The 23,246-nt window shown below is 41.2% G+C and carries 21 protein-coding genes and 1 riboswitch; of the genes, 19 read left to right on the top strand and 2 right to left on the bottom strand.

What is annotated here, in order from left to right; all coding sequences use genetic code 11:
- Positions 1–129: 129 nt before the first annotated feature.
- The 7 genes from mmgD to IEV91_RS02440 all read left to right on the top strand — a co-directional run bounded on the left by mmgD (position 130) and on the right by IEV91_RS02440 (position 8,336).
- Positions 130–1,245: a citrate synthase gene (gene mmgD, locus IEV91_RS02470; protein ID WP_188495735.1), complete on the top strand. Its 1,116-nt coding sequence runs from the start codon at positions 130–132 to the stop codon at positions 1,243–1,245.
- A 281-nt stretch (positions 1,246–1,526) separates the two neighbouring features.
- The gene (locus IEV91_RS02465) at positions 1,527–2,966 is read left to right on the top strand and encodes a bifunctional 2-methylcitrate dehydratase/aconitate hydratase (protein ID WP_188495733.1); all 1,440 of its coding nucleotides are present in this window, start codon (positions 1,527–1,529) and stop codon (positions 2,964–2,966) included.
- A 16-nt stretch (positions 2,967–2,982) separates the two neighbouring features.
- Positions 2,983–3,906, top strand: a complete 924-nt coding sequence (gene prpB, locus IEV91_RS02460) for a methylisocitrate lyase (protein WP_188495732.1) — start codon at positions 2,983–2,985, stop codon at positions 3,904–3,906.
- 318 nt (positions 3,907–4,224) lie between these two features.
- Entirely contained in the window at positions 4,225–4,683 is a 459-nt protein-coding gene (locus IEV91_RS02455; protein ID WP_188495731.1) for a YrvL family regulatory protein, read from the top strand.
- 74 nt (positions 4,684–4,757) lie between these two features.
- A riboswitch (SAM riboswitch) is annotated at positions 4,758–4,862 on the top strand.
- A gap of 197 nt (positions 4,863–5,059) precedes the next feature.
- Positions 5,060–6,238: a cystathionine beta-lyase gene (metC, locus tag IEV91_RS02450; RefSeq protein WP_188495730.1), complete on the top strand. Its 1,179-nt coding sequence runs from the start codon at positions 5,060–5,062 to the stop codon at positions 6,236–6,238.
- Between the two features lie 162 nt (positions 6,239–6,400).
- Positions 6,401–6,790, top strand: coding sequence for a Fur family transcriptional regulator (locus tag IEV91_RS02445; protein WP_188495729.1), 390 nt, complete (start codon positions 6,401–6,403; stop codon positions 6,788–6,790).
- Between the two features lie 100 nt (positions 6,791–6,890).
- On the top strand, positions 6,891–8,336 hold the full coding sequence (locus IEV91_RS02440) for a catalase (protein WP_188495728.1): 1,446 nt from the start codon (positions 6,891–6,893) through the stop codon (positions 8,334–8,336).
- Between the two features lie 275 nt (positions 8,337–8,611).
- On the opposite strand, the gene IEV91_RS02435 is transcribed toward IEV91_RS02440, so the two are convergent.
- Entirely contained in the window at positions 8,612–10,240 is a 1,629-nt protein-coding gene (locus IEV91_RS02435) for a catalase (RefSeq protein WP_373284388.1), read from the bottom strand.
- A 121-nt stretch (positions 10,241–10,361) separates the two neighbouring features.
- On the opposite strand from IEV91_RS02435, the gene IEV91_RS02430 reads away from it, so the two are divergent.
- The 10 genes from IEV91_RS02430 (at position 10,362) to pnpS (ending at position 20,644) form a co-directional block, all read left to right on the top strand.
- Positions 10,362–11,162: a M15 family metallopeptidase gene (locus IEV91_RS02430; protein ID WP_229745369.1), complete on the top strand. Its 801-nt coding sequence runs from the start codon at positions 10,362–10,364 to the stop codon at positions 11,160–11,162.
- 85 nt (positions 11,163–11,247) lie between these two features.
- Complete coding sequence (locus tag IEV91_RS02425; protein WP_188495717.1) at positions 11,248–11,871, top strand: TlpA family protein disulfide reductase; 624 nt, start codon at positions 11,248–11,250, stop codon at positions 11,869–11,871.
- 202 nt (positions 11,872–12,073) lie between these two features.
- A complete protein-coding gene (locus IEV91_RS02420) occupies positions 12,074–13,561 on the top strand; it encodes a flavin monoamine oxidase family protein (RefSeq protein ID WP_188495715.1) in 1,488 nt (495 codons plus the stop codon).
- 335 nt (positions 13,562–13,896) lie between these two features.
- The gene (locus tag IEV91_RS02415; protein WP_188495713.1) at positions 13,897–14,844 is read left to right on the top strand and encodes a phosphate ABC transporter substrate-binding protein; all 948 of its coding nucleotides are present in this window, start codon (positions 13,897–13,899) and stop codon (positions 14,842–14,844) included.
- 109 nt (positions 14,845–14,953) lie between these two features.
- Positions 14,954–15,925: a phosphate ABC transporter permease subunit PstC gene (gene pstC, locus IEV91_RS02410; protein WP_229745368.1), complete on the top strand. Its 972-nt coding sequence runs from the start codon at positions 14,954–14,956 to the stop codon at positions 15,923–15,925.
- Entirely contained in the window at positions 15,922–16,806 is an 885-nt protein-coding gene (gene pstA / locus IEV91_RS02405) for a phosphate ABC transporter permease PstA (protein ID WP_188495711.1), read from the top strand. The genes pstC and pstA overlap by 4 nt, the downstream gene beginning before the upstream one ends.
- A gap of 16 nt (positions 16,807–16,822) precedes the next feature.
- Entirely contained in the window at positions 16,823–17,635 is an 813-nt protein-coding gene (gene pstB / locus IEV91_RS02400; protein WP_188495709.1) for a phosphate ABC transporter ATP-binding protein PstB, read from the top strand.
- Between the two features lie 16 nt (positions 17,636–17,651).
- The gene (gene pstB, locus IEV91_RS02395) at positions 17,652–18,431 is read left to right on the top strand and encodes a phosphate ABC transporter ATP-binding protein PstB (protein ID WP_188495707.1); all 780 of its coding nucleotides are present in this window, start codon (positions 17,652–17,654) and stop codon (positions 18,429–18,431) included.
- A 129-nt stretch (positions 18,432–18,560) separates the two neighbouring features.
- Positions 18,561–19,265: a response regulator transcription factor gene (locus tag IEV91_RS02390; protein WP_188495705.1), complete on the top strand. Its 705-nt coding sequence runs from the start codon at positions 18,561–18,563 to the stop codon at positions 19,263–19,265.
- Positions 19,262–20,644 carry a two-component system histidine kinase PnpS gene (gene pnpS / locus IEV91_RS02385; RefSeq protein ID WP_188495702.1) on the top strand — a complete coding sequence of 461 codons (1,383 nt, stop codon included), beginning with the start codon at positions 19,262–19,264 and terminating at the stop codon, positions 20,642–20,644. The genes IEV91_RS02390 and pnpS overlap by 4 nt, the downstream gene beginning before the upstream one ends.
- Positions 20,645–20,865: 221 nt before the next feature.
- On the opposite strand, the gene IEV91_RS02380 is transcribed toward pnpS, so the two are convergent.
- Positions 20,866–21,594 (bottom strand): EcsC family protein, encoded by a 729-nt coding sequence (locus IEV91_RS02380; protein WP_188495700.1) that lies wholly within the window; start codon positions 21,592–21,594, stop codon positions 20,866–20,868.
- A 264-nt stretch (positions 21,595–21,858) separates the two neighbouring features.
- On the opposite strand from IEV91_RS02380, the gene IEV91_RS02375 reads away from it, so the two are divergent.
- On the top strand, positions 21,859–22,494 hold the full coding sequence (locus tag IEV91_RS02375; RefSeq protein ID WP_188495698.1) for a YhbD family protein: 636 nt from the start codon (positions 21,859–21,861) through the stop codon (positions 22,492–22,494).
- A gap of 2 nt (positions 22,495–22,496) precedes the next feature.
- Complete coding sequence (locus IEV91_RS02370; RefSeq protein WP_188495696.1) at positions 22,497–23,225, top strand: polymer-forming cytoskeletal protein; 729 nt, start codon at positions 22,497–22,499, stop codon at positions 23,223–23,225.
- The last annotated feature ends 21 nt before the right edge of the window (positions 23,226–23,246 follow it).

Here is a 23,246-nt window from a genome sequence, read left to right as displayed (position 1 = left end):
AAAACGATAAAAAAGAACTGAGCACTTGTTCAGTTTCCATAAAAAGTGCTAAAATTAACATAGTCTTTTAAAAAGTTGTATTCATGTTTTAATTATTATGTAAGCGCTATCTAAAAGGGAGGAAGACATATGGAAGCACAAGGATCTTATAAGCCGGGGCTTGAAGGCGTTGTAGCGGCTGAAACAGAGGTGTCATATTTAGATGTTGAGGCTGAAGAAATCGTCATTAAAGGTTATGATCTTATTGAACTTGCGGAAAAAAGACAATACCTTGATTTAGTGGGATTGCTTTTAGAAGGTGAACTCCCTAGTAACCAGCGTAAAAAGGAAATAGAGTGGATATTACAGAAGGAATATCAGCTCCAAGATGAAATTCTGGAAATTTTACGCTTGCTTCCGAAGGAGACCCATCCTATGGATGCGCTTCGGACGGGAATTTCTATACTCAGTGGGTATGATCACACGATTGATGACCGCACAGAAAGTGGTAATCGTGAAAAGGCGATGCGTTTGTTGGGCAAGATTCCAACGCTTGTGGCGAGCAGTTATCATCTTTTAAATGAAGAAGATGTTATTGATCCAAGAACGGAATTGTCTTTTAGTGCCAACTTTTTATATATGATGACAGGGCGAGAGGCGAGTGCGTTAGAGGTAGACGTCTTTGATCAATCTCTTGTGGCTTATAGTGAACACGAAATGCCCAATTCCACTTTCGCTGCTCGAGTCATTGCCTCCACACATGCTGACATCTATGGTGCACTTACAGGTGCGGTATCTTCTCTTAAAGGTCATTTACATGGCGGGGCGAATGAAGCGGTGATGCGCATGTTATTGGAAGCGGATACAATTGAGGGGTTTAAGAAACTGATCTACGATAAATTACAAAACAAAGAAAGAATCATGGGATTTGGTCATAGAGTTTATATGAAGAAAATGGATCCTAGAGCCACTTTGATGAAAAAAGCACTCCGATCACTTGCAAAAGAGAAAGACAATTTTACTTTGTACGATATGTGTGAAGCTGGAGAACAAGTGATGAAAGAGGAGAAAGGCCTCTATCCCAATCTCGATTATTATGCAGCGCCTGTTTACTATATGTTAGGGATTCCAATTGATCTTTTCACCCCTGTCTTTTTTGCGGCAAGAACGGTTGGGCTTGCGGCTCATGTGATGGAGCAGCATAGTCATAATCGTTTGTTTAGACCGAGGGTGAATTATACGGGTCCTCGTCATCTCCACCCTTAAGAGAAAGGGGGAGTTTAAAACTCTCGCTTTTGATCGCGCGGCTATTCGAGAAGGATGACGGCAGCGAATCTTGAATTCAGCGAAAATTCTAGTGCTCACGTAGGTTGGTTCTACGTTCCGCGCTTCATTTTCTAGCTTCATGCAACCTTCTTGGCGCTGAAAACCGATCTTTTTAAACAAGAAGAAAGGGGGAGTTTAAAACTCTCGCTTTTGATCGCGCGGTGCGGTTAAGTGATTCACTTTAATTATGTACTTATTGTAAAGAAAGGGCTTGATTTTAAATGGTAGAAGTCACAGATCAACCAAAGGTAGATGAATTATTAGATAAAATTGCAGACTATGTTGTCAATTATGAAATTAAAAGTGAGGAAGCCCTAGAAACGGCAAGGTATGTATTGATGGATACCTTGGGGTGTGGTTTTCTGGCGTTGCGTTATCCAGAGTGTGCTAAGCATCTTGGACCCATTGTTCCTGGGACAGTGGTTCCTAATGGTGTGCGTGTCCCTGGAACAGCGTTTGAACTTGATCCCGTGCAAGCAGCCTTTAATATTGGCTGTATGATTCGGTGGCTTGATTATAATGACACCTGGCTTGCAGCAGAATGGGGACATCCATCGGATAATTTAGCAAGTATACTGGCAGTGGCAGATTACATCAGTAGAAAGAACATCTCAGAAGGGCGTGCTCCATTAAAAATGGAGAAGGTATTGGAAAGTATTGTGAAGGCTCATGAGATTCAAGGGATTTTAGCGCTTGAAAATAGTTTGAATCGTCAAGGTTTGGACCATGTGTTGTATGTTAAAGTCGCTTCAACAGCTGTCGTTACGGCCATGTTAGGGGGCACAAAAGAAGAAGTCATTAATGCCGTGTCTCAGGCTTGGATTGATAACTCAAGTCTGCGCACCTATCGTCATGCACCGAATACAGGGTCAAGAAAATCCTGGGCTGCAGGGGATGCGGCCAGTCGGGCAGTGCGACTGGCCCTGATGACGTTAAAAGGTGAAATGGGCTATAAGACGGCTTTAAGTGCACCTAAATGGGGGTTTCAGGACGTTTTATTTGGCGGCAATGCGCTCACATTGGGTCGGGAACTGGATGCTTATGTCATCGAGAATGTCCTCTTTAAAATCTCTTTTCCGGCTGAATTTCATGCCCAGACGGCTCTTGAGGCTGCCATTAAACTTCATCCCCAAGTTGCCTCAAGGTGGGAGGATATAGATAAGATAACAATTACAACCCATGAATCGGCTATTCGGATCATTGATAAGACGGGACCGCTAGAAAATCCGGCAGATCGTGATCACTGTATTCAATACATTACGGCAGTCGGTTTAATTAAAGGAGGCTTAACGGCCGATGATTATGAAGATGAAGCCGCTGAAAATCCACTCATCGATGCACTCCGGGATAAGATGGAAGTGGTAGAAAACACGCAGTACACCGTCGACTACCTAGATGAAAATAAACGCTCCATCGCGAATGCTGTTCAAGTCTTTTTTAAAGATGGGACACAAACCGAACAAGTGGCGGTAGAGTATCCCATTGGGCATCGCAGACGACGCGAAGAGGGCATTCCACTTTTACTTAAGAAATTTGAGTCCAATTTAAAAACGCGTTTTCCAAATAAACAAGTTAAGCAAATTTTGAATTTATGCCAATCAAAACAAGAGCTTCTTTCCACTGATGTGAATACCTTCATGACTCTTGTCACTACCCCTTGAAAGGAGGCGCGACGTTATGTCATGGATCGTTGAAAAAGAGTCAACCCAAGAACAACTTGCTGAGCAATTTAAACAATTGATGTTGGAGAGGGACATATTAAAAATACCTGGTGCCCATGATGGGATGTCGGCACTGATTGCTAAAAAAGTAGGCTTTAAAGCGCTATATTTATCAGGTGCTGCTTATACAGCAAGTCAAGGATTACCTGATCTTGGGATGATTTATTCAAATGAAGTGGCTGAGAAAGCGCGTGAATTAGTTCGAGCAGCCAATCTCCCCCTTCTAGTGGATATTGATACAGGGTATGGTGGGATATTAAATGTCTCTCGTGCTGCCAAAGAGATGGTCGAGGCGAAGGTGGCAGCCGTACAAATTGAAGATCAATCTCTTCCTAAAAAATGTGGTCATCTTAACGGAAAAAAGCTTATTCCAGCCCAAGAGATGATGGAAAAAATTAGAACAATAAAGGAAATCGCTCCTTCTTTAATAGTGGTTGCCCGGACAGATGCCAAGGCTATTGAAGGTGTCGATCGCGCCATCGAACGTGTCAATCAGTACGTAGAGGCGGGGGCAGATGCCATCTTTCCGGAGGCTTTTATCACCGAAGAGGAGTTTAAAAAAGTGCGTCGCGAGGTTAAGGCTCCATTGCTTGCTAATATGACAGAGTTTGGTAAGACTCCTTATTATAAGGCTCGAGAATTTGAAGCGTTTGGTTATCAGATGGTCATCTATCCGGTAACGTCCTTACGGGTCGCAGCCAAAGCTTATGAACGTGTGTTTACTGAGATTTTTCAAAGGGATACACAAGAAGGGTGTCTCCAAGATATGCAAACAAGGGAAGAACTTTATCAAACAATCAAGCACTATGATTATGAGGGATTAGACCAACATATTGAAAAAACCGTGTTAAACGATATTGGAGAGAACACCAAGCAGTAAGCATGAGGGTAGACGCTTGCTTGACCCCATAAGCTCTTTCTAAAGAAGGAGAGTGGATGAGGGATCAGGTAAAGGCTACCCTCTTTATTTATTGATGAGCTTAGGAGTTCTAACTCAGGTACAACTAAAAAAAGATAAGAATTTTACTTGCTTAAAAGCTTAAAAGAATCGCCAAGATACAGACTAAAAAGGTGGAAAACGCACGAAATGATTGAATAGTTTGAGATAGCCTCATTCAAGGTCTGATGATGGCACCCTTTAATTTCTGCGTCAGTTTATAACATTCTTATATTTTGAGAAAGGAAAAAGATAATAGACATGGGACAAGATTACGGAAAGTTTGCTAATCTAAGATTTCGTGATAAATTAGTCATCATTTTTGGCATTGGACTGATTATCAGTTCTTTACTCCTTTTACTTTTTAGTGGACTTTTCTTCGGATTAATGGGTTTCTTTACAATTGCAAGTGTGCCTTATGCCTCCTCCTCAGCACTTCTTTTGTTTATCGTTTTATGCTTTAGCTTCATTTTTATCAGTAATCTTTTCATTAAGCGATATATAAAGCCACTGTTCTTAAAGACAAAAGCCACAAACCCCATTGGCCGAGGGACGGGCATCCTTTTTTACGGTCTTTTAATGTTATTGATCGTTCATGATGTTGATCATTTTATAGCAGGGTTGACACTGAATTGGAGGATTGAGACACTCCTTACCACCATGATTTTAATTATAAATTCTGCTCTAAAGGAAAATAGAGATTTACAGAAAAGGGAATAGCGGGTGTTGCCCTCCGTTGACATTTATTCAGAAAAATGCTAACTTTAACCTATCATTAAAAATTTAAAAAGTATAACTTATCAAGAGAGGCTGAGGGACTGGCCCAGTGACGCCCGGCAACCTGCATGGTAATGTAAGGTGCCAAATCCTGCAAAGCGGAGTGCTTTGATAGATAAGAAAGTCAATCACGAATGCAGGCCACTTGATCATAAGGTCTGTATTTTTTGCATTTGTTGAACTTCTTGTTCAATGGCCCATGACTCATAAGGCAGGGCATACGGCAAATTTTTTTCATTGGCTTTTTTAGAAAAGTTCGCGCTTGGACATTCACGTACTAGGATTCTCGCTCGCTCTTGGGTTTAGGAGGTCATTAAAGATGGGTGAAGAAACATTTGGATTTCAAACGAGATTGCTACACAATAATCACAAGTATGATCGGCATACGGGGGCGGTAAGTGTTCCCATTCATCATGCCTCAACATTTCATCAAGCAGATTTTGATCACTTTGGAAAATATGACTATAGCCGTTCAGGCAATCCCACGCGTGAGGCATTAGAGGAAGTTATCGCCGATCTTGAAGGTGGGAGTAGAGGCTTCGCCTTTGCTTCTGGTATGGCAGCTATTTCTACTGCTTTTATGTTGCTTTCCCAAGGCGACCATGTTGTCATTTCGGAGGATGTTTATGGTGGGACTTATAGAGTAGTGACCGAGGTTTTAACACGATTGGGTATTGAACATACTTTTGTGGATACAGCCAATCTGGAAGAAGTTGAGAAAGCCGTTCAACCGAATACTCAAGTGATTTATATTGAAACACCGTCAAATCCGCTACTTAAGATTACTGACATTAAAGCGATTGTCAAGATTGCAAAATCCCATGGGATTCTTACATTTGTGGATAATACTTTCCTATCCCCAGCCCTGCAACGGCCACTTGAATTAGGGGCAGATATCGTGCTGCATAGTGCGACAAAATTTATTGGCGGTCATAGTGATGTTGTTGCGGGTTTAGCTGTAGTTAACAGTGAGGCTTTAGGCAACCGACTTGCCTTTTTACAGAATGCACTAGGCGCAATCCTTGGGGTACAGGATGCTTGGCTTGTATTAAGAGGGATAAAAACTTTACAAGTGCGTATGAAGCAATCGGCCCAATCAGCCCAAATCATTGCAGAGTACCTTGAGTCCCATCCTGCTGTTGAGGCTGTTTATTATCCAGGACTCAAAACTCATCCGGGCTATGAGCACCATTTTTCCCAGGCAGAAAATGGTGGTGCGGTGTTATCCTTTGCATTAAAAGATGAAGCTGCTGTTCGTCACTTAACTGCGAACCTTCAACTTCCGGTCTTTTCTGTTAGTCTAGGCGCTGTCGAATCGATATTATCTTATCCTGCGAAGATGTCGCATGCTGCCATGCCTAAGGAAGAGCGTGAGAGAAGGGGCATATCCGATAGTCTCTTGCGTTTATCTGTTGGTTTAGAAGATCCCAAGGACCTGATTAAGGATTTTGAACAAGCGTTTGCTGCTGATACAGTACTTTCTAAGATACGAGATTAATTAAGAAACGAAGGGCATGCATGAGGTCATACTCAGGCGGCCCTTCTTTTGTTTGCGATAGATGCCCCTTTGGGTATCTTTTAGAATGCATTTGGAGTAAAAAGCGTCTTAATTGACCTATATTTAGACTAAGTCTAAAATAATAGGCAAGGGGGAATATTCTTGGACAGTAAAGTCAACTTAACACCCCAACGGAAGGCCATCTATGATGTTATTTGTGAGTCAAACAATCATCCTACCGCTGCAGAGATTATCGAAAATCTTAAGGAAAATGGCTTTAGATTTGCCTATGGTACGGTGTATAATTCACTTCATTATTTAACGGAAGCTGGGCTCATTCATGAGCTGAAGTTGGGCGAAGGCTCCAGTCGTTACGATGGAAATATAGATGAACACCAGCATATCCAATGTGAAATCTGTGGCCGAGTAGATGAGGTTTTCACTGAGATTAACGGAGAATGGCTGGAAGAGATTGATAAAGAAACAGGTTATACCGTAAAGTCACATCAAGTGATTTTAAAAGGGGTATGTCCGACTTGTCAAAATCAATAATCTCTTATCCATAAAGTGACATAGTTTGGGTGGATGAGGGATGTTGATGATATATTAGCCTTTATTAAAAAGGAAAATATTTCAAGGAGGAGATGTAATAATGGTAGAAAACAAGAAGTTGACAACGGCTACTGGTACTCCAGTGCATGACAACCAAAACTCAATGACTGCTGGTTCTAGAGGACCTACATTATTACAAGATATCCATTTGGTTGAAAAACTTGCTCACTTTAACCGTGAACGTATTCCTGAGCGTGTGGTTCACGCTAAAGGCTCTGGTGCACACGGTTACTTTGAAGTGACTAACGACATGACTCAATATACTAAAGCGAAGTTTTTATCAGATCGTGGTCTTCGCACTCCGCTATTCATTCGTTTCTCAACGGTAGCGGGTGAAAAGGGGTCCGCTGATACTGAGCGCGACCCACGTGGGTTTGCTGTTAAATTTTATACTGAAGAAGGGAATTATGACATCGTAGGGAATAATACACCTATTTTCTTCATTAGAGATGCAATTAAATTCCCAGACTTCATTCATACACAAAAGCGCAATCCAGCTACGAACCTTAAAGATCCAGTAGCTGTTTGGGATTTCTGGTCTTTATCTCCTGAATCCTTACACCAAGTGACTTACTTAATGGGTGACCGTGGTATTCCAGCGACTTGGAGAAATATGAACGGATATGGGAGCCATACCTTTAAATGGGTTAATGCTAAAGGCGAAGTCTTTTTTGTGAAGTATCATTTTAAGACTGATCAAGGGATTAAAAACATGACTTCAGAAGAAGCTGCTAAAATTGCAGGTATTGATCCTGATTACCATACTCGTGATCTTTATGCGGCTATTGAGGATGGTGACTTCCCATCTTGGACACTTTATGTTCAAATCATGCCTGAAGCAGAAGCCTATTCTTATCATATTGATCCATTTGATGTCACAAAGGTTTGGCCACATGCTGATTACCCACTTATTGAAGTAGGAAAGATGGTACTTAATAAGAATCCTGAAAACTATTTTGCAGAAGTAGAGCAAGCTGCGTTCTCACCGGGTAACTTTGTACCTGGTATAGAAGCATCACCTGACAAAATGCTTCAAGGACGTTTGTTTGCATACAATGATGCCCATCGTTATCGTTTGACTGGAAATTATCAACTCCTTCCTATTAATCGTGCAAAAAATGAAGTTCATAACTACCAACGTGATGGCGTCATGCGGTTTGACAGCAATGGTGGTGGCTCAGTAAACTATGAACCTAATAGCTTTGGTGGTCCAAAAGAATCTCCAGCAAATAGCCCGTCACCCTTTGAAGTTTCAGGTGTGGCTGCAAGTGTTCCTTATGATTCAGATGATCACTATTCACAAGCAGGGGCTCTTTACCGCTTGATGTCTGAGGATGAAAAAGAACGTCTCGTTCAAAACATTGTTGGAGGTTTAAAACAAGTGCCAGAAGAAATCCAACAACGCCAAATAGGGCATTTCTATAAAGCTGACCATGACTATGGCGAGCGTGTCGCTAAAGCGCTTGGTATGGCTGTAAAAGCGTAATAGATTGATAAAGTAAGAGAAAGTGAAGTGTCGCAAAAGGCCACTAGGTCTTTTGCGGCACTTTTTTTCACAAAAAATTTCTGGTTCATCAGGACGGTGTCTTTTGGTATTCAAAACTTTTTCTTTAGAGTACTGAAGGACTACTCCAAACAGCTGAGGCCGTGCTTTGACAATGCGTCTTATGCTGAGGATTAAGAAAAATCCGTCATTCAGTGAATGAATGTCCGGATTTTTTTTGAGTGAAAGACTTCTGTCTCATTCTTTTAGTTTTAGTCTTAATAAGAATCAGTTTTGTGACCCTTTTGTTCAGCTTCCTTAACTGCTTGGTCACCTTTTGATGTCATGTTTTTGTGTTTCTCAAGCCCTTCTTTAACACGGCGTCCGTAGTCCTCATCACATTTTGTAAAATGCTCAATCATTTTTTCTTGAATGTCACTGCGACAGTGAGATAAAGCATTCACGAGGTTTGAAATTAAATCATCACGTTCGACATCATCAAACTCGCGATAAGCATTGCCCGCTTGTTCGTAATTATTTTCTCTATCAATGGTTTCACGAACAAGGTTCCCTTCAATATGAGGGGTGTATGCTTTATCGTCATCAGCATACTCCTTTAGACCGCCAATGTTCGAAGGTTCGTAATTGATGTGAGGGTTTTCTTGGCCCGAGGTATCCACCTCATACTCCATCATCCCACCTTGTTGATTAGTGGCTACATGCTTTTTGGGTGCATTAATGGGAAGTTGCAAGTAGTTAGCCCCCACACGATAACGCTGGGTATCGGAGTAGGAAAACGTACGTCCTTGAAGCATTTTATCATCTGAAAAATCCAGACCGTCAACTAACACACCCGTTCCAAAGGCAGCTTGTTCAACCTCAGCAAAATAATTCTCAGGATTTTTATTAAGCACCATTTTTCCTACAGGCAACCAAGGGAATTGTTCTTTTGGCCAGATCTTTGTGTCATCTAGTGGATCAAAGTTGAGTTCAGGATGTTCGTCATCACTCATCATTTGCACGTATAGTTCCCATTCAGGATAATCTCCGCGTTCAATGGCCTCATATAAATCTTGGGTTGCATGATTGAAATTTACTTTCTGGATTTCATCGGCTTCTTTCTGGGTCAGGTTTTTAATGCCTTGTTTAGGTTCCCAATGATATTTGATAAGTACCGCTTTACCCTCTTTATTGACCCATTTATAAGTATTTACGCCCGAACCTTGCATCTGTCTATAATTGGCAGGGATGCCCCAAGGTGACCAGGTCAGTGTTATCATGTGAAGGGCTTCGGGTGTGTTGCTAAGAAAGTCAAACTGACGCTCACTATCTTGTATGTTTGTTACAGGATCAGGTTTAAATGCATGAACAAAATCCGGGAACTTGATGGCGTCACGAATAAAAAAGACTTTAAGGTTATTCCCAACCAAATCCCAGTTTCCTTCTTCAGTATAGAACTTTACTGCGAAGCCACGAGGATCCCTAAGTGTCTCTGGTGAATGGTTACCATGCATTACTGTTGAAAAACGTACAAAGACGGGGGTCTTCTTACCCGCATCTTGAAAAACCTTTGCGCGGGTGTATTTGGATACAGGCTCATCCCCCACTTTGCCGTAAGTCTCAAAATAGCCATGAGCACCAGCACCACGAGCATGAACGACACGTTCGGGAATACGCTCACGATCAAAGTGAGAGACTTTTTCAATGAATTGATAATTTTCGAGGGTTGCTGGTCCCCGATTTCCTACAGTACGTGTGCTTTGATTATTTTTTATGGGATGTCCTTGACGAGTGGTTAAAGTATTAGATGCTTCATTCTCAGTTAAACGGTTATCCTTTGGACCCCCTTTTCCTGTGACAGAAGTTCCATCATCATGGGACAAATTTTTTTCATTCTCTTTTTTCATGTTGACATCCTTCATTTATGGGGAAACTACAATTATTATGTTTTATCACTCATTATTTATACAGAAAGATTTGTTATAAAATGTCATTGTGCTGAAGAAGTAGATAAAGGAGGACACTCATTTGAAACATTACCGAAGCATCATGTTTACCAGTCTTTTATTGGGATTCATCATCTCAGGATGTTCTCATGATTCCATGCAAGAGCAGCAAGAAGTCAATAAGAATATGAACGAAGCTTCTTCTCATTCTCATGAAATGGATAAGCAGCACCAAACAGAAACAAAAAGTCACTCGCAATCATCACAACAAAAGAAAAAGGACTCCGTCACAGTGGTTTCTAATCCGACAAGTACAGATGTGCTTGTTAATAAATATTTTGCTTTACCTGAAGAGTATGATCCCAAGGATCTCGTCTATCCTGACGTGCCGTTTATTTTTAATGAAAAAATTGAAAAAAGGATGATGAGAAAAGAGGCTGCTCAGGCATTAAAACATTTAGTAGAGGGGGCAAAACAGGATGGAATATATATAGCGGGAGTGTCTGCCTACCGCTCTTATCAAACACAAAAGGCCTTGTTTGAAGCCTATGTCAGAAAAGATGGTTTAGAAAAGGCGAAGATGTATAGTGCGTTTCCAGGCACAAGTGAACATGAGACCGGTCTGGCGATTGATGTATCGAGTAGTACTGGAAAATGTGCCGCTCAAGATTGTTTTGCTGGGACTCCAGAAGCTAATTGGTTAGCAGAGCATGCAGATGACTATGGGTTTATTATTCGCTATCCGAAAGGGAAAGAAGCGATTACAGGTTACCAATACGAACCCTGGCATCTTCGCTATGTTGGAACCAAGGCATCCCAAGAGATCGCAGCCAAAGGCATCACCCTCGAGGAATATTTAGATGAAGTCCCGGTATCCCAATGAAAGCTAGCTTAATCTTTCCTTAGAATGAGTTGAATATTTGCTGGGGCCGTACACTATATCGAAAATGGAATGGAGGTCGATGAGTATGCTAAAAAAAACAGGTGGAGCTTCTCTTTTGGCATTGTGCTTGCTTGGATTATTAAAAGTGGCTATATTTCAAGAGATGATATCGAGTAGCCCTATTGATTTTAAATCCTTACATAGCCAAGCCTCAGATCAGAATACGATATTAAACAAAAAATCCATAAGTCATCAATCAAACGCGGAGACCCAAGCGGCTTCGGCAACTTCAGCGACAAGCGGAAAGACAAGCCCTTTAGTTATGGAAACTTTAGAAGGTAAAAAAGTGAATTTGTCTGATGTTAGTGGGAAGACGGTTTTCCTTAATTACTTTGGATCTTGGTGTGCACCATGTAAAGAGGAAATCCCTGTTATTCTAAGTTATTTAAAGGCCCATCCGCCTAAAAATACGGAGGTGTTATTCATTGACGCTTTTTATTATGAGTTTTCAGGTAAACGTGACGTTCAAGCTTTTCAAGCGTCCTATGATATTCCGTACCCCATTTTACTGGATAAGACCAAAGCGTTTCAAAAGCAATTTGCCATCGCAACGATACCTACAACGGTTGTACTTAATCCCGATGGGCAGATTAAATCGAGACACTTGGGACCTGTAAATGAACAATGGTTAGCCGAACAATTACCATAAACAAAATTTCCTTAATTAGTTACCCATACAAATATAAAGCATAAGATGGGGAAGGTGGTAAATTTCCATATTTAGAAAGATAACTTGTGAGCTTCTGATCCAAAATGGCTAAAGAAAAGAGGCGCTTTGTGAGCGTGTTTGTCTGAAGCCATCAGATCCTTCAAGTTCTCTTAATTTAATGACGAGGGAGGATTTTTTTAAGATGCAAGCTGTTCAAGATGCAATGTTACAAAAAAGACAGCTAGAAATCCTTGATAAGGGACTCGAAAGCACAACAAGGCCGCTAAGTGTCATTATTTTGGGGGCAGGAATGGCCGGATTAGTGGCAGGGTCACTACTGAAAGCTGCTGGTCATGAGGTTACTATACTTGAGGCTAATAATCGAGTTGGAGGTAGGGTTTTTACGATGCGTTCACCGTTTTCTGAGGGTCTTTACTTAGACATGGGAGCGATGCGGATTTCTCAGAATCACAAGCTTACACTTCAGCTCATCAAAAAATTCAAATTAAAAGTGAGACCTTTTTATAATGCGACGACCGATGACCTTATTTATACCAACGGGATCCTCACTAATTATAAGAAATATAAACGCACCCCGAGTCTCTTACGTTTCCCGCTTAATACTGAGGAAGAAGATAAGACAGCGACTGAGTTGCTGAATACACTCTTAAAGCCACTGATTCAACTCCAAAATCAAGACCCTAAAGCTTTTCAAGACAAGCTTTCCTTTTATGATCATTATTCAGTCAATGACTTTCTAAAATATAACCCTTTTAATCTTGAACTGTCCCAAGGGGCTATTGATATGATTGAAGTCCTCCTAGGGATTAAGGCCTTTTCGACGCTTTCCTTTGCTGAAATTCTCAAACAGTATATGCTTGAGCTTTGTTTGGAAGGGGAACACTTTTATGAAATTGCCGGGGGAAATGATCAGTTGCCGACTGCTTTCCTTTCTGAACTCCAGGGCGATATATTATTAGAGAAAGTATGCAAGAAAATAGATCTCCAAGGCAATAAGGTTGTGATTGAAGCTTTATCTTCTGAATCAGGAAGGTCGATTCACCTAACTTCTGATATCGTGATTACAACATTGCCTTATCCGCTTTTTCGTTTTATGAAAATTACACCCTATGACGCCTTGTCCTATGAAAAATGGAAATCGATCCGCACCATTCATTCGGGAGCGGCAGTTAAAGTAGGAATTGAATTTAAACATAAATTCTGGGAGGCGGAGGGTTTAGCAGGCTGTAAGGCAGTCACTGATTTACCGATCCGTTTTACTTACTATCCGCATCCTGAGCGCGATCAACAGCATGCGGTCATTTTAGCTAGTTATACATTAGAAAGAGATGCCTTTGTTTGGGAAGGGTTTTCCAATGAACAACGCGTGATTGAAGCTTTAGAAAACCTAGCGATTCTCCATGGCAAACACATTTATAAAGCCTTTGTGACTGGGTCTAGTCATAGCTGGATGCAGGATCCATACGCCGGTGGCGCTTTTGCCGCATTTAAACCGGGGCAAAAGGCAGAGCTAGCTTCAGCCATAGCCAGCCCTGAAGGAAGACTCTATTTTGCTGGAGAACAGACCTCCCATTTTCCGTGTTGGATTGAAGGTGCAGTGGAATCCGGGATTCGAGTCGCAGAGGAAGTGAATCAGATCGGCCTTTCTCCTTCTAGCCTCATTGGATGAGGTTTTTTTTAGTTACGTCAGCGTTTAGCTGTCTTTCTAAAAGCCCATCTTTTTTATTAGGACGGTACGGATCTCCACTCCATTTATTGCTGCCGGTGCAGTCTGGTGAAAAACATTTTAATACCAACTGACTGAGGAACGGGCATGCTTCGCCCAGTTTTTCTTATCCCTCCATTTCTCTCAATCTATCCTTGGTGTGCTATTTCGATCCTCTTTTTCCTTTACAATCGTTAATATTTTCTTCATGGACCCTTTACATTCTCTTTATATCGCATTAATGTCGTGCCCTTATGCTTGTAAATGTAGAAAATAAAAAACAGGCCTACAAGGGGGCAATGAAAAGAATGAAGAAATGGTTAGCATTTACAGCAATGGCGATTCTACTTATTTTTAGTGCTGCTTGTGGAAATTCAAATGAAAAAACAAGTTCAAGCAGTAATAGTGGTTCAGAGAATACAAAAGCAGCAAAAAGCGCTTCTTCTTCGGAAGATGTATCAGGACAAATTATTGTCGGAGGATCTACCGCATTACAACCTCTTGCTGAGGCAGCTAACGAAGGTTTTAAACAAAAGTATCCAGATGCCCAAGTTCAGATTCAGGGCGGTGGCAGTGGTACAGGATTAAGTTCAGTCGCGAGCGGGAGCTTTAACATCGGGATGTCTGATATATTTGCAGAATCTAGTGCTGATATTCCTGCTGATCAACTTGTCGATTATAAAGTCGCTGTTGTTGCAATGACAGCAGCTGTGAATAAAGATGCAGGCGTTACGAATCTTTCAAAAGAAGATCTCATTAAAGTGTTCACAGGAAAAGTGACCAATTGGAAAGACGTTGGCGGTAACGATGTGAAAATTACATTAGTCAATCGTCCAGATGGTTCAGGGACTCGCGCAACATTTGACCAGTTTGCACTCGATGGTGCCACTCCGGCAAAGGGCATTGAACAAGATGCAAGTGGTACGGTTAAAGACATTGTCTCGAAAACAAAAGGGGCTATAGGCTATCTCGCGCTTTCCTACTTTGATGATTCCGATAAAAGTGTTGTTCCTTTAAGTATTGATGGTGTAGAGGCAACAGTAGAAAATGTTGAATCAGGAAAATTCCCAGTTTGGGCTTATGAGCACATGTACACCAAAGGGGAAGCGGACGGTGTGGCTAAAGCCTTTATCGATTACATGCTTAGTGATGATGTTCAAGGGTCGATCCTCGAAAGCCAAGGGTACATTCCGGTCAAAGAGATGCAAGTCGAGCGGGATGCTTCTGGGAAAGAAACCCAAAAATAAAAACAAGTCAATTAACACTATACAAAGGGTGAACCATCATAAACTGTGATGGTTTACTGTCATTATTTTAAAAATGGTTTAGAGAATAGAGCAAGTGGAGGTTATCGATATGACACTCAATAAAGAAGGAATGACTCCGTTGCCCATCGAACAGTCCTCAACACGTGAAAGACTGATAAAAAAGAGCCCTTCAGTGAAAGGTTTTTTTAAGAGAGAGAGTGAACTCCGGGGGAAGTGGCTGATTTATTGCGGTGCACTCATTATTATTATAGCCACAGTGAGTTTAACCCTTTTCTTAGTCTGGCAAGGCTTAAGAGTGTTCCTATTTGATGGGGTGAATCCGATTCACTTTTTATTCCGTAGCGATTGGAATCCCGGAGATGCCAAGCATCCGACTTATGGGGCGTTTCCTATCATTTTTGGTTCCTTTGCAGTAACGGCTTTGGCCGCGATTGTTGCGACACCGATAAGTATAGGAACAGCGCTCTTTATGACGGAAATTGCGAAGAAATGGGGAGACAAGGCGTTAAGACCGGTTATCGAGATCCTTGTGGGGATTCCCTCTGTTGTTTATGGATTGATCGGCTTGACCTTAATTGTTCCCTTTATTGCTAACCATAGCGACAGTATAGGCTATGGGTTACTTCCGGGCATGATTGTCGTAGGGATGATGATCTTACCCACTATTACGAGTATTGCGGCAGATGCATTACATTCTATCCCCAATGAATTAAAGAATGCTTCTTACGCTTTAGGTGCAACGCGGTGGCAAACGATAGCCAAAGTCATTCTCCCAGCAGCTCTTCCTTCTTTATTAACTGCTGTTGTTCTAGGGATGGCGCGTGCTTTTGGTGAAGCCTTAGCAGTACAAATGGTGATTGGGAATGTCACAACCATTCCCCATTCTTTACTGGAGCCAGCATCAACACTCACAACTATTATTACCTTGCATATGGGGAATACCACAACCGGAAGTCCTTTTAATCACGCGCTATGGGCATTAGGCCTTGTTTTACTCACTATGTCTTATATCTTCATCCTTATCATTCGCTATCTCTCAAGAAGGAGAACATTATCATGAGAATACAGACGGTTAATCGCATTGCGACTTCTATCATCATATTATGTGCGGGCATCATGGTTACGATCATGCTGACTATATTAGGATATGTGCTCTTTAAAGGGATTCGCTTTGTCGACTGGCATTTTATTACGACTGTAGCGTCAACATTTAATGTAGGCGGTGGTATTAAGGATCAGCTTTGGAACTCATTTTATCTCCTTGTGATCACCATGGTGTTCACTATCCCTTTAGGGGTAGCTGGCGGTGTTTATTTAGCAGAATATGCCCCGGATAATCGGATCACGGCCTTTATTCGTTCGTGTGTCGAAATATTAGCTTCTCTGCCCTCTATCGTTGTAGGTCTCTTTGGAATGCTTGTGTTTGTCAATACGTTCCACTGGGGCTACTCGATTCTCTCAGGAGCCATTGCTTTAACAATTTTTAATCTTCCAGTCATTGTCCGTGTAACAGAGGATGCCTTAAGAGCGGTGCCTCAGGAAATTAAAGAAGCAAGTATGGGTTTAGGGGTTGGACAATGGTACACGATGAAAAAGGTGCTTTTACCTGCAGCATTTCCAGGGATATTAACAGGCATAATCTTATCGGCGGGACGTGTTTTCGGGGAATCAGCAGCACTCTTATTTACTGCTGGTTTAACATCACCTGATCTCGATTTTACGCATTGGTCTCCCTTTTCCGAGAACTCACCGCTGAATATTTTCCGTTCAGCGGAGACATTATCAGTCCACATCTGGGCAGTGAATTCTGTGGGCATCATTAAGGATAAAGTTGCGGTAGCAAGTGGATCAGCAGCATTGCTAGTCATCATTATCCTATTATTTAATCTTGCTGCTCGTGGTTTAGGTGCACTGATTCAGAAGCGGATGACAGGAAAATGATAAGGAGGGGAATCTTATGGTCTTTGTTTTAGAACAACAAGAGGGGAAGGAACTTCGGGAACTAGAACCTAAGGAACATATTCTTAATATAAAGCAATTGGATATATACTATGGAAACGATCACGCGGTCAAAGATATCTCACTAGATATTGAAAAAAATGCAATTACTGCACTGATTGGGCCATCAGGATGTGGAAAGTCAACGTTTTTAAGAGCGATCAATCGTATGAATGATCGCATTCCGGGAGCAAGATGTGAAGGAAGTATACTATATGATGGGGTTTCCTTGCTAGATAAGGAGATTGACATTTCAGCATTACGGAAAGAAATAGGCATGGTGTTTCAGAAGCCAAATCCTTTTCCAAAATCGATCAAGGACAATATTACGCATGCTCTCAAATTTCATGGGATCACTAAAAATAAGAAGCGGCTAAAGGAAAGAGTGAAAGAAAGTTTACAACAAGCAGCATTATGGGATGAAGTTTCGGATCGCTTAGATGCCTCAGCCTTATCGCTTTCAGGGGGACAACAACAGCGGTTGTGTTTAGCCCGAACATTAGCCTTAAGGCCAAAAGTGATTTTGTTAGATGAGCCGACCTCTGCCCTTGATCCCATTTCAACGGGCAAGATTGAGAGTCTTTTAATGAAATTAAAGAAGGAGTATACCATTGTGGTGGTCACGCATAATATGCAGCAAGCTGCGCGTATCGCTGATCATATTGCCTTTTTCTATCAAGGAGAACTTGTAGAACAAGGGAAAACAGAACAAATGTTTAACCATCCCACTGAAAAGCGGACAGCGTCCTATATTTCTGGGCAATTCAGCTGATTTTACTGAAGGAGTGATGACCTTGGAGCAAGCGATAGCAGTAAAGGAAGTTTATAGTATAGAGGATTTAAATCTTTGGTATGACAAAAAGCAGGCACTTAAAAGCATCCAATTAACACTCCTTGAAAAGCAAGTCACAGCCATTATTGGTCCCTCTGGCTGTGGGAAATCGACTTTCCTAAAAACTTTAAATCGAATGGTAGAGTTGGAGCCGAAAGTAAGGATTGAAGGCAGTGTCCGTTATCGTGGCACAGGCATATACGATAGGACCTATCCTGTCGAAAAATTAAGAGACAGTGTGGGGATGGTCTTTCAGAAGGCAAATCCCTTTCCAAAAACAATTTATAATAACATCGCTTATGGCCCAAGACTTCGTGGCATTAAGAACAGAAGAGTCTTAAATGAAATCGTTGAGAAAAGCCTTAAACAAGCAGCGCTCTGGGAGGAAGTGAAGGATATTCTTCATAAAGAGGCCCTGAGTCTTTCAGGCGGACAACAGCAACGATTATGTATTGCCCGCTGCTTAGCCATTCAGCCTGATGTCATTCTCATGGATGAGCCAACATCCGCTCTTGATCCTATTTCCACTTTAAAAATAGAAGAGCTGATAGAAGAATTAAAACAATCGTATAGCATTATTATGGTGACTCATAATATGGAGCAAGCCCAACGAATCTCTGATAGAACAGCCTTTTTCCTCGAAGGTGAGCTTGTTGAGTATCGTTTAACAGAACAAGTATTTACCTCGCCAGTGGATAAAAGAACAGAAGATTATATTATGGGGAAATTTGGTTAATCCTTCCTCTTATGGCTTTAATAGTTTCAATATACTGTAGATTTTTTTATGCATTAAATAGACGAAGGGTGAAATTCTGTTAAAATAGAAATCAAAAGAGATAGTGATTGAATGGCGGAGGGATTTGTTGTGGCGAAGAAAATCTTAGTCGTCGATGACGAAGAATCAATTGTAACACTGGTTCAGTTTCATTTAAAAAAAGAGGGATTTGATGTTTTAGCAGCTTCAGATGGTACGATTGCCCTTCATTTAGCACAAGAGGAGCGTCCGGATTTGATCATTTTAGATCTCATGTTACCTGGAATGGATGGTCTGGATGTTTGCCGTCATTTAAGGCAGAAGCAGTTGAATATCCCTATTGTGATGCTAACCGCTAAAGATGATGAGTTCGATAAAGTGCTCGGATTAGAATTAGGGGCAGACGATTATTTAACAAAACCATTTAGTCCCAGAGAACTAGTCGCTAGAGTGAAAGCTGTCTTAAGACGAACAGGTGCCAATGAACAAGTAGGGCAAGAGGATGAGGAAGAAATCATTAAAATCGGAGAGCTTGAAGTCCTTCCAGAAGAGTATAAAGCCTTTTTTAGAGGCGAGGAAATGGAGCTCACACCTAAGGAATTCGAATTACTCCTATTCTTGTCACGAAATAAAAAACGGGTGATGTCCCGAGACCAGCTTTTAAGTGCTGTATGGGATTATGATTTTGCGGGTGATACGCGGATTGTTGATGTTCATATTAGTCATTTACGGGAAAAGATAGAGGATAATACGAAAAAGCCCATTTATATCAAAACCATCCGAGGGTTTGGCTACAAAATGGAGACACCAAAGTGAAACACTCTTCCTTTAAACAATGGTTAGGCCTTCCGCTTTTAGTAACTGTATTTGTTTGCTGTTTACTTTTTTGGATTGTCTTAGGGATTTTAATAGGCCATTGGGGTATTTTACTTGTTGCTACCATCTGTCTCTATCTTCTCATGGTGCTAATCGGCTATTATTTCTTGTCGGTGCTGTTTAGAAGCACAGATGAAGCCTTAGCCACTATTAAAAGGTTTACAGAGGGGCGCTTTACATTAAATACAGCAGAACGTTGGAACAATAGCTCTAATCCTTTAAATGATGAACTTTATAGGCTTTCTGAGTATTTACAGCATACGAAGCGTTCTTTCGAATTTCAACAAGATCAATTAGGGGCCTTGATCGAAAACCTCGGAAGTCCTTTTCTCTTTATTGATCGTCATGGGACAATCCGTCTCGCTAATGAGTTGTTTCAGCAGACCTTTGAATTAAAGGTGGATCCAAAACAGGAAAGAAAATATGACGAGCATCTGACGGATCCCATTCTTATTCGCTTGATAAAGGATGCCCTCACTTTAAAGACAGAGGTTCATCATTCTCTCGTCGTGCCGATAGGGATACAACGCTATCATTATGATGTGTACTGTATTCCGATTCGGCGAGGCCATGGACATTCTAAGGGCCTCGTTGTTATCTTCCATGATATAACTCGTTTAAAAAAACTTGAGAAAATTAGAAAAGATTTTGTGGCGAACGTCTCACACGAATTACGGACGCCTGTGACCTCTCTAAAGGGATTTGCGGAAACTTTGTTAGAAGATCCGACCATTGATGAATCCGAAAGAAATAAATTTTTAACGATTATCTTAAAAGAGAGTGATCGCTTGCAATTATTAATTCAAGATCTTCTTGAACTTTCAAAGATTGAAAACGAACACTTCCGTTTAGATGTCGAAAAGACGGATCTCGGAGTCATAACCGAAGAAACCATTGATTTACTTGCGGAAAAAGCGCGGCGTAAGAAAATAGACATTGATTATAATAAACAGGGGCTGGGGGTCGTCTTAGGAGATCCCACAAGGCTGAAGCAAATGTTTGTAAACATTATTAATAATGCCATAGCTTACTCTCCGGAAGGAAGTCATATCAAAGTCTTAGTGATGGAACAAGCGAGTGAAGTTTTATTTCGTGTCAGTGATAATGGTATTGGGATAGAAAAAAGTGAAATTCCAAGAGTTTTTGAGCGCTTTTATCGTGTGGATAAAGCGCGCAGTCGAAATTCAGGTGGAACAGGCTTAGGCCTCGCGATTGTCAAACACTTAACGGAGGCGCACGAAGGTCGAATTGAAGTTGAAAGCGAGCCAGGGCAAGGCACAACCTTTAATATCTTTCTTAAAAAGTATAAACATAAATAAGTCTCCGCGCTTGCATGCGCTTTGGAAAATGTAATGGTGCCCGATTTCCAGATTCACTTGGAAATCGGGCATTGTTACAATTCATGAGTGCCCGAAATCCGGATTCCAATAGAAAAGGGTCACGATGAGTTCTCATTAATGCTCGTTATCCGAAGTTATAAGGACAACGGATAGTATCCCGCTCTGTTCCCTGTTGTGGACTATATTAATAAACCGACTCTTTAGACCTTCAAAATCCGCATGCGATAAGCATTCATAGCCGCTTCTCCAAGCACATCGAGAAAACGATAGTTGGCAACAAAGCCAACGAGAGCGCCAAAGCCCGGCACCATTTGTAACAATTTAGGTAGATCGATGTAATCGCGATATTCCTGTTGAAGGGCCTGCCAATCCAATTGATTGAGATGGGTTGCTTCGGAAGGAAAAGCTTCGAGAGTCTTCTCCCAATCCTTCATTTGTCTGAACACCTCTATGCGTCTAGCGTCGCTGGAAAAGGCGACCTGGAAAATATACAGGATAAACAGACGTTCACGATAGTCTTTAACATCGAACCCGTAAAGGGAAGCCACTTCAAATAGAAATTTAATTTTTATGGAGAGAAGCGCGGGGAAATCAGCGACACCTAGCCAAAAACCCCCGGCTCCTGTTCCAGCGCCTTCAGCTGCAGCGAGGCGCTTATAGTTTTTTATTTTTTTTCGGACCCTATCTTCTCTTTCATGAAAAGGAACATTGGTTAACGGTTGTTTTTTGGAAGTCCATTTAGAGCCATACAAGACGCCTTGGACCATTTTTTTGATACTCTCTGTCACGATGGTATGGATGGATTGAGGGATTTTTTGGTTAATTTTATCTTGGATGGCCTTCGCCTTCTTCCCTAAAAAGGAGGAGGGCTTTAGGACTTTTCGCTGCCACTTCAGGCATTCATATCTGGCATACTCTTCATAATTCATGCTAAATTTCCCCTTACTTATTCAAATCTCTCTTAATAACGTATACCAAAGTCATAAGTTTCATGTAGTCTGAATCAAGCTTATACACAATAAATTCGAATTGAATGACATCATTCAGTCCTAAGACTGAGAGGGAATACCTCTTAGGTGTGTTTTGTGAAGCTAAACATTCACTTAAACTATGGGATAAGGAAACGTCAATGAGGATTTAACTGTTTTATAACGTAACAGTGTTATGTTATATTGTGAAGTGAGGTGAGCGTGTTGACAGAAGAAGAATTGATTTCCAAAAAACAATTACTGGAGTTGACAGGGATATCTTATGGGCAACTCTATAGATGGAAAAGAAAGAAATTAGTCCCTGATGAATGGTTTATTAGAAAATCAACGTTCACAGGACAAGAAACCTTTTTTCCAAAGGAGAGAATGCTTGAGAGAGTTGAAAAAATAAAAAATATGAAGGGCGATATGTCTTTAGATGAAATTGCTGGTCAAGTATCCATTTTCCCAACAGAAATACAGCTAAGTCAGCAAGAGATACTCGACAGCAACATTGTTTCTAAAGTCGCTTTATCTTTATATTTACAACAGAAGGGGCCGTTGGAGAGCTTTGAATTTCAACCTTTGTTATTCACGTATCTCATTGATCAGGTGTTGGAAACTGGCCGTGTCAGTAGCGATGAAGCCAAAATGATTTTGGACACTCTTTTTACTTATTATGATGAGATGCAAGGAAAAAACGTTGAAATCATTTTCATTCGCAAATATGGGATGGGCTGTTGTTTACTCCGGTCATTGCCAAGTGAACTTTATATCGATAAAGAGACGAAAGTGATATTACGCTTATCCGTCGCAACAATGATTGAACAATTAAAAACAAAGCTATTAGAGGAGCGATGAACATGAATAAGGTAAAAAATGGTGATTTAAAAATTTCTGGAAGCGGGAGTGCTGCTGGTGGTGTCTTTGAGGATGTTGATATCAGTGGCTCTGGGAAGATCAATGGCAATATCGACTGTCATAAGTTTCGGACATCAGGCTCCTCTAAGGTTAATGGGGATATTTCGACAAATGCGTTTAAAGTGAGCGGTTCTTCACATATATATGGAAATGTAGATTCAGAAGATATCCATGTGAGTGGAAATGTTCACATTGATGGACATGTTGGAGCGAAAACAGTGTCTATTAGTGGCTCCGCTCATATTGAACGGCACTTAGCGGCTGAGTTCATCGAAATCAAGGGCGGGGTAACGATTGATGAAAGTTGTTCCACTGAAGTTTTTAATATGAACGGTAAATTTAAAATTGGTGGATTGTTGAATGCTGATACTGTCGATGTTCATTTATATCACCGGAGTAGTGTGAAAGAAATTGGAGGGGAGACCATTAAGGTCCGTATCGGAAAAACGGCCTTTGGGCTCAGTAAGCTTTTTAGTCCTCTTGTGAGAACGGAACTCACAGCAGATCTTATAGAGGGAGATACGATTTTCTTGGAGAATACAACAGCTAAGGTAGTTCGAGGCAATACGGTTCATATAGGTGCAGGCTGTCACATTGATCTCGTTGAATATAAGGAGAAATTGACACGCTCGGGAGATGGTACGGTGAGAACTGAGAAAAAGATCTTATAAACATACCAAAAAAAGGGGGAG

The organism is Pullulanibacillus pueri (genome assembly GCF_014639255.1).
In the GTDB taxonomy this organism is placed as follows: domain Bacteria; phylum Bacillota; class Bacilli; order Bacillales; family Sporolactobacillaceae; genus Pullulanibacillus; species Pullulanibacillus pueri.
This window is presented reverse-complemented; position numbering and strand designations above follow the sequence as displayed.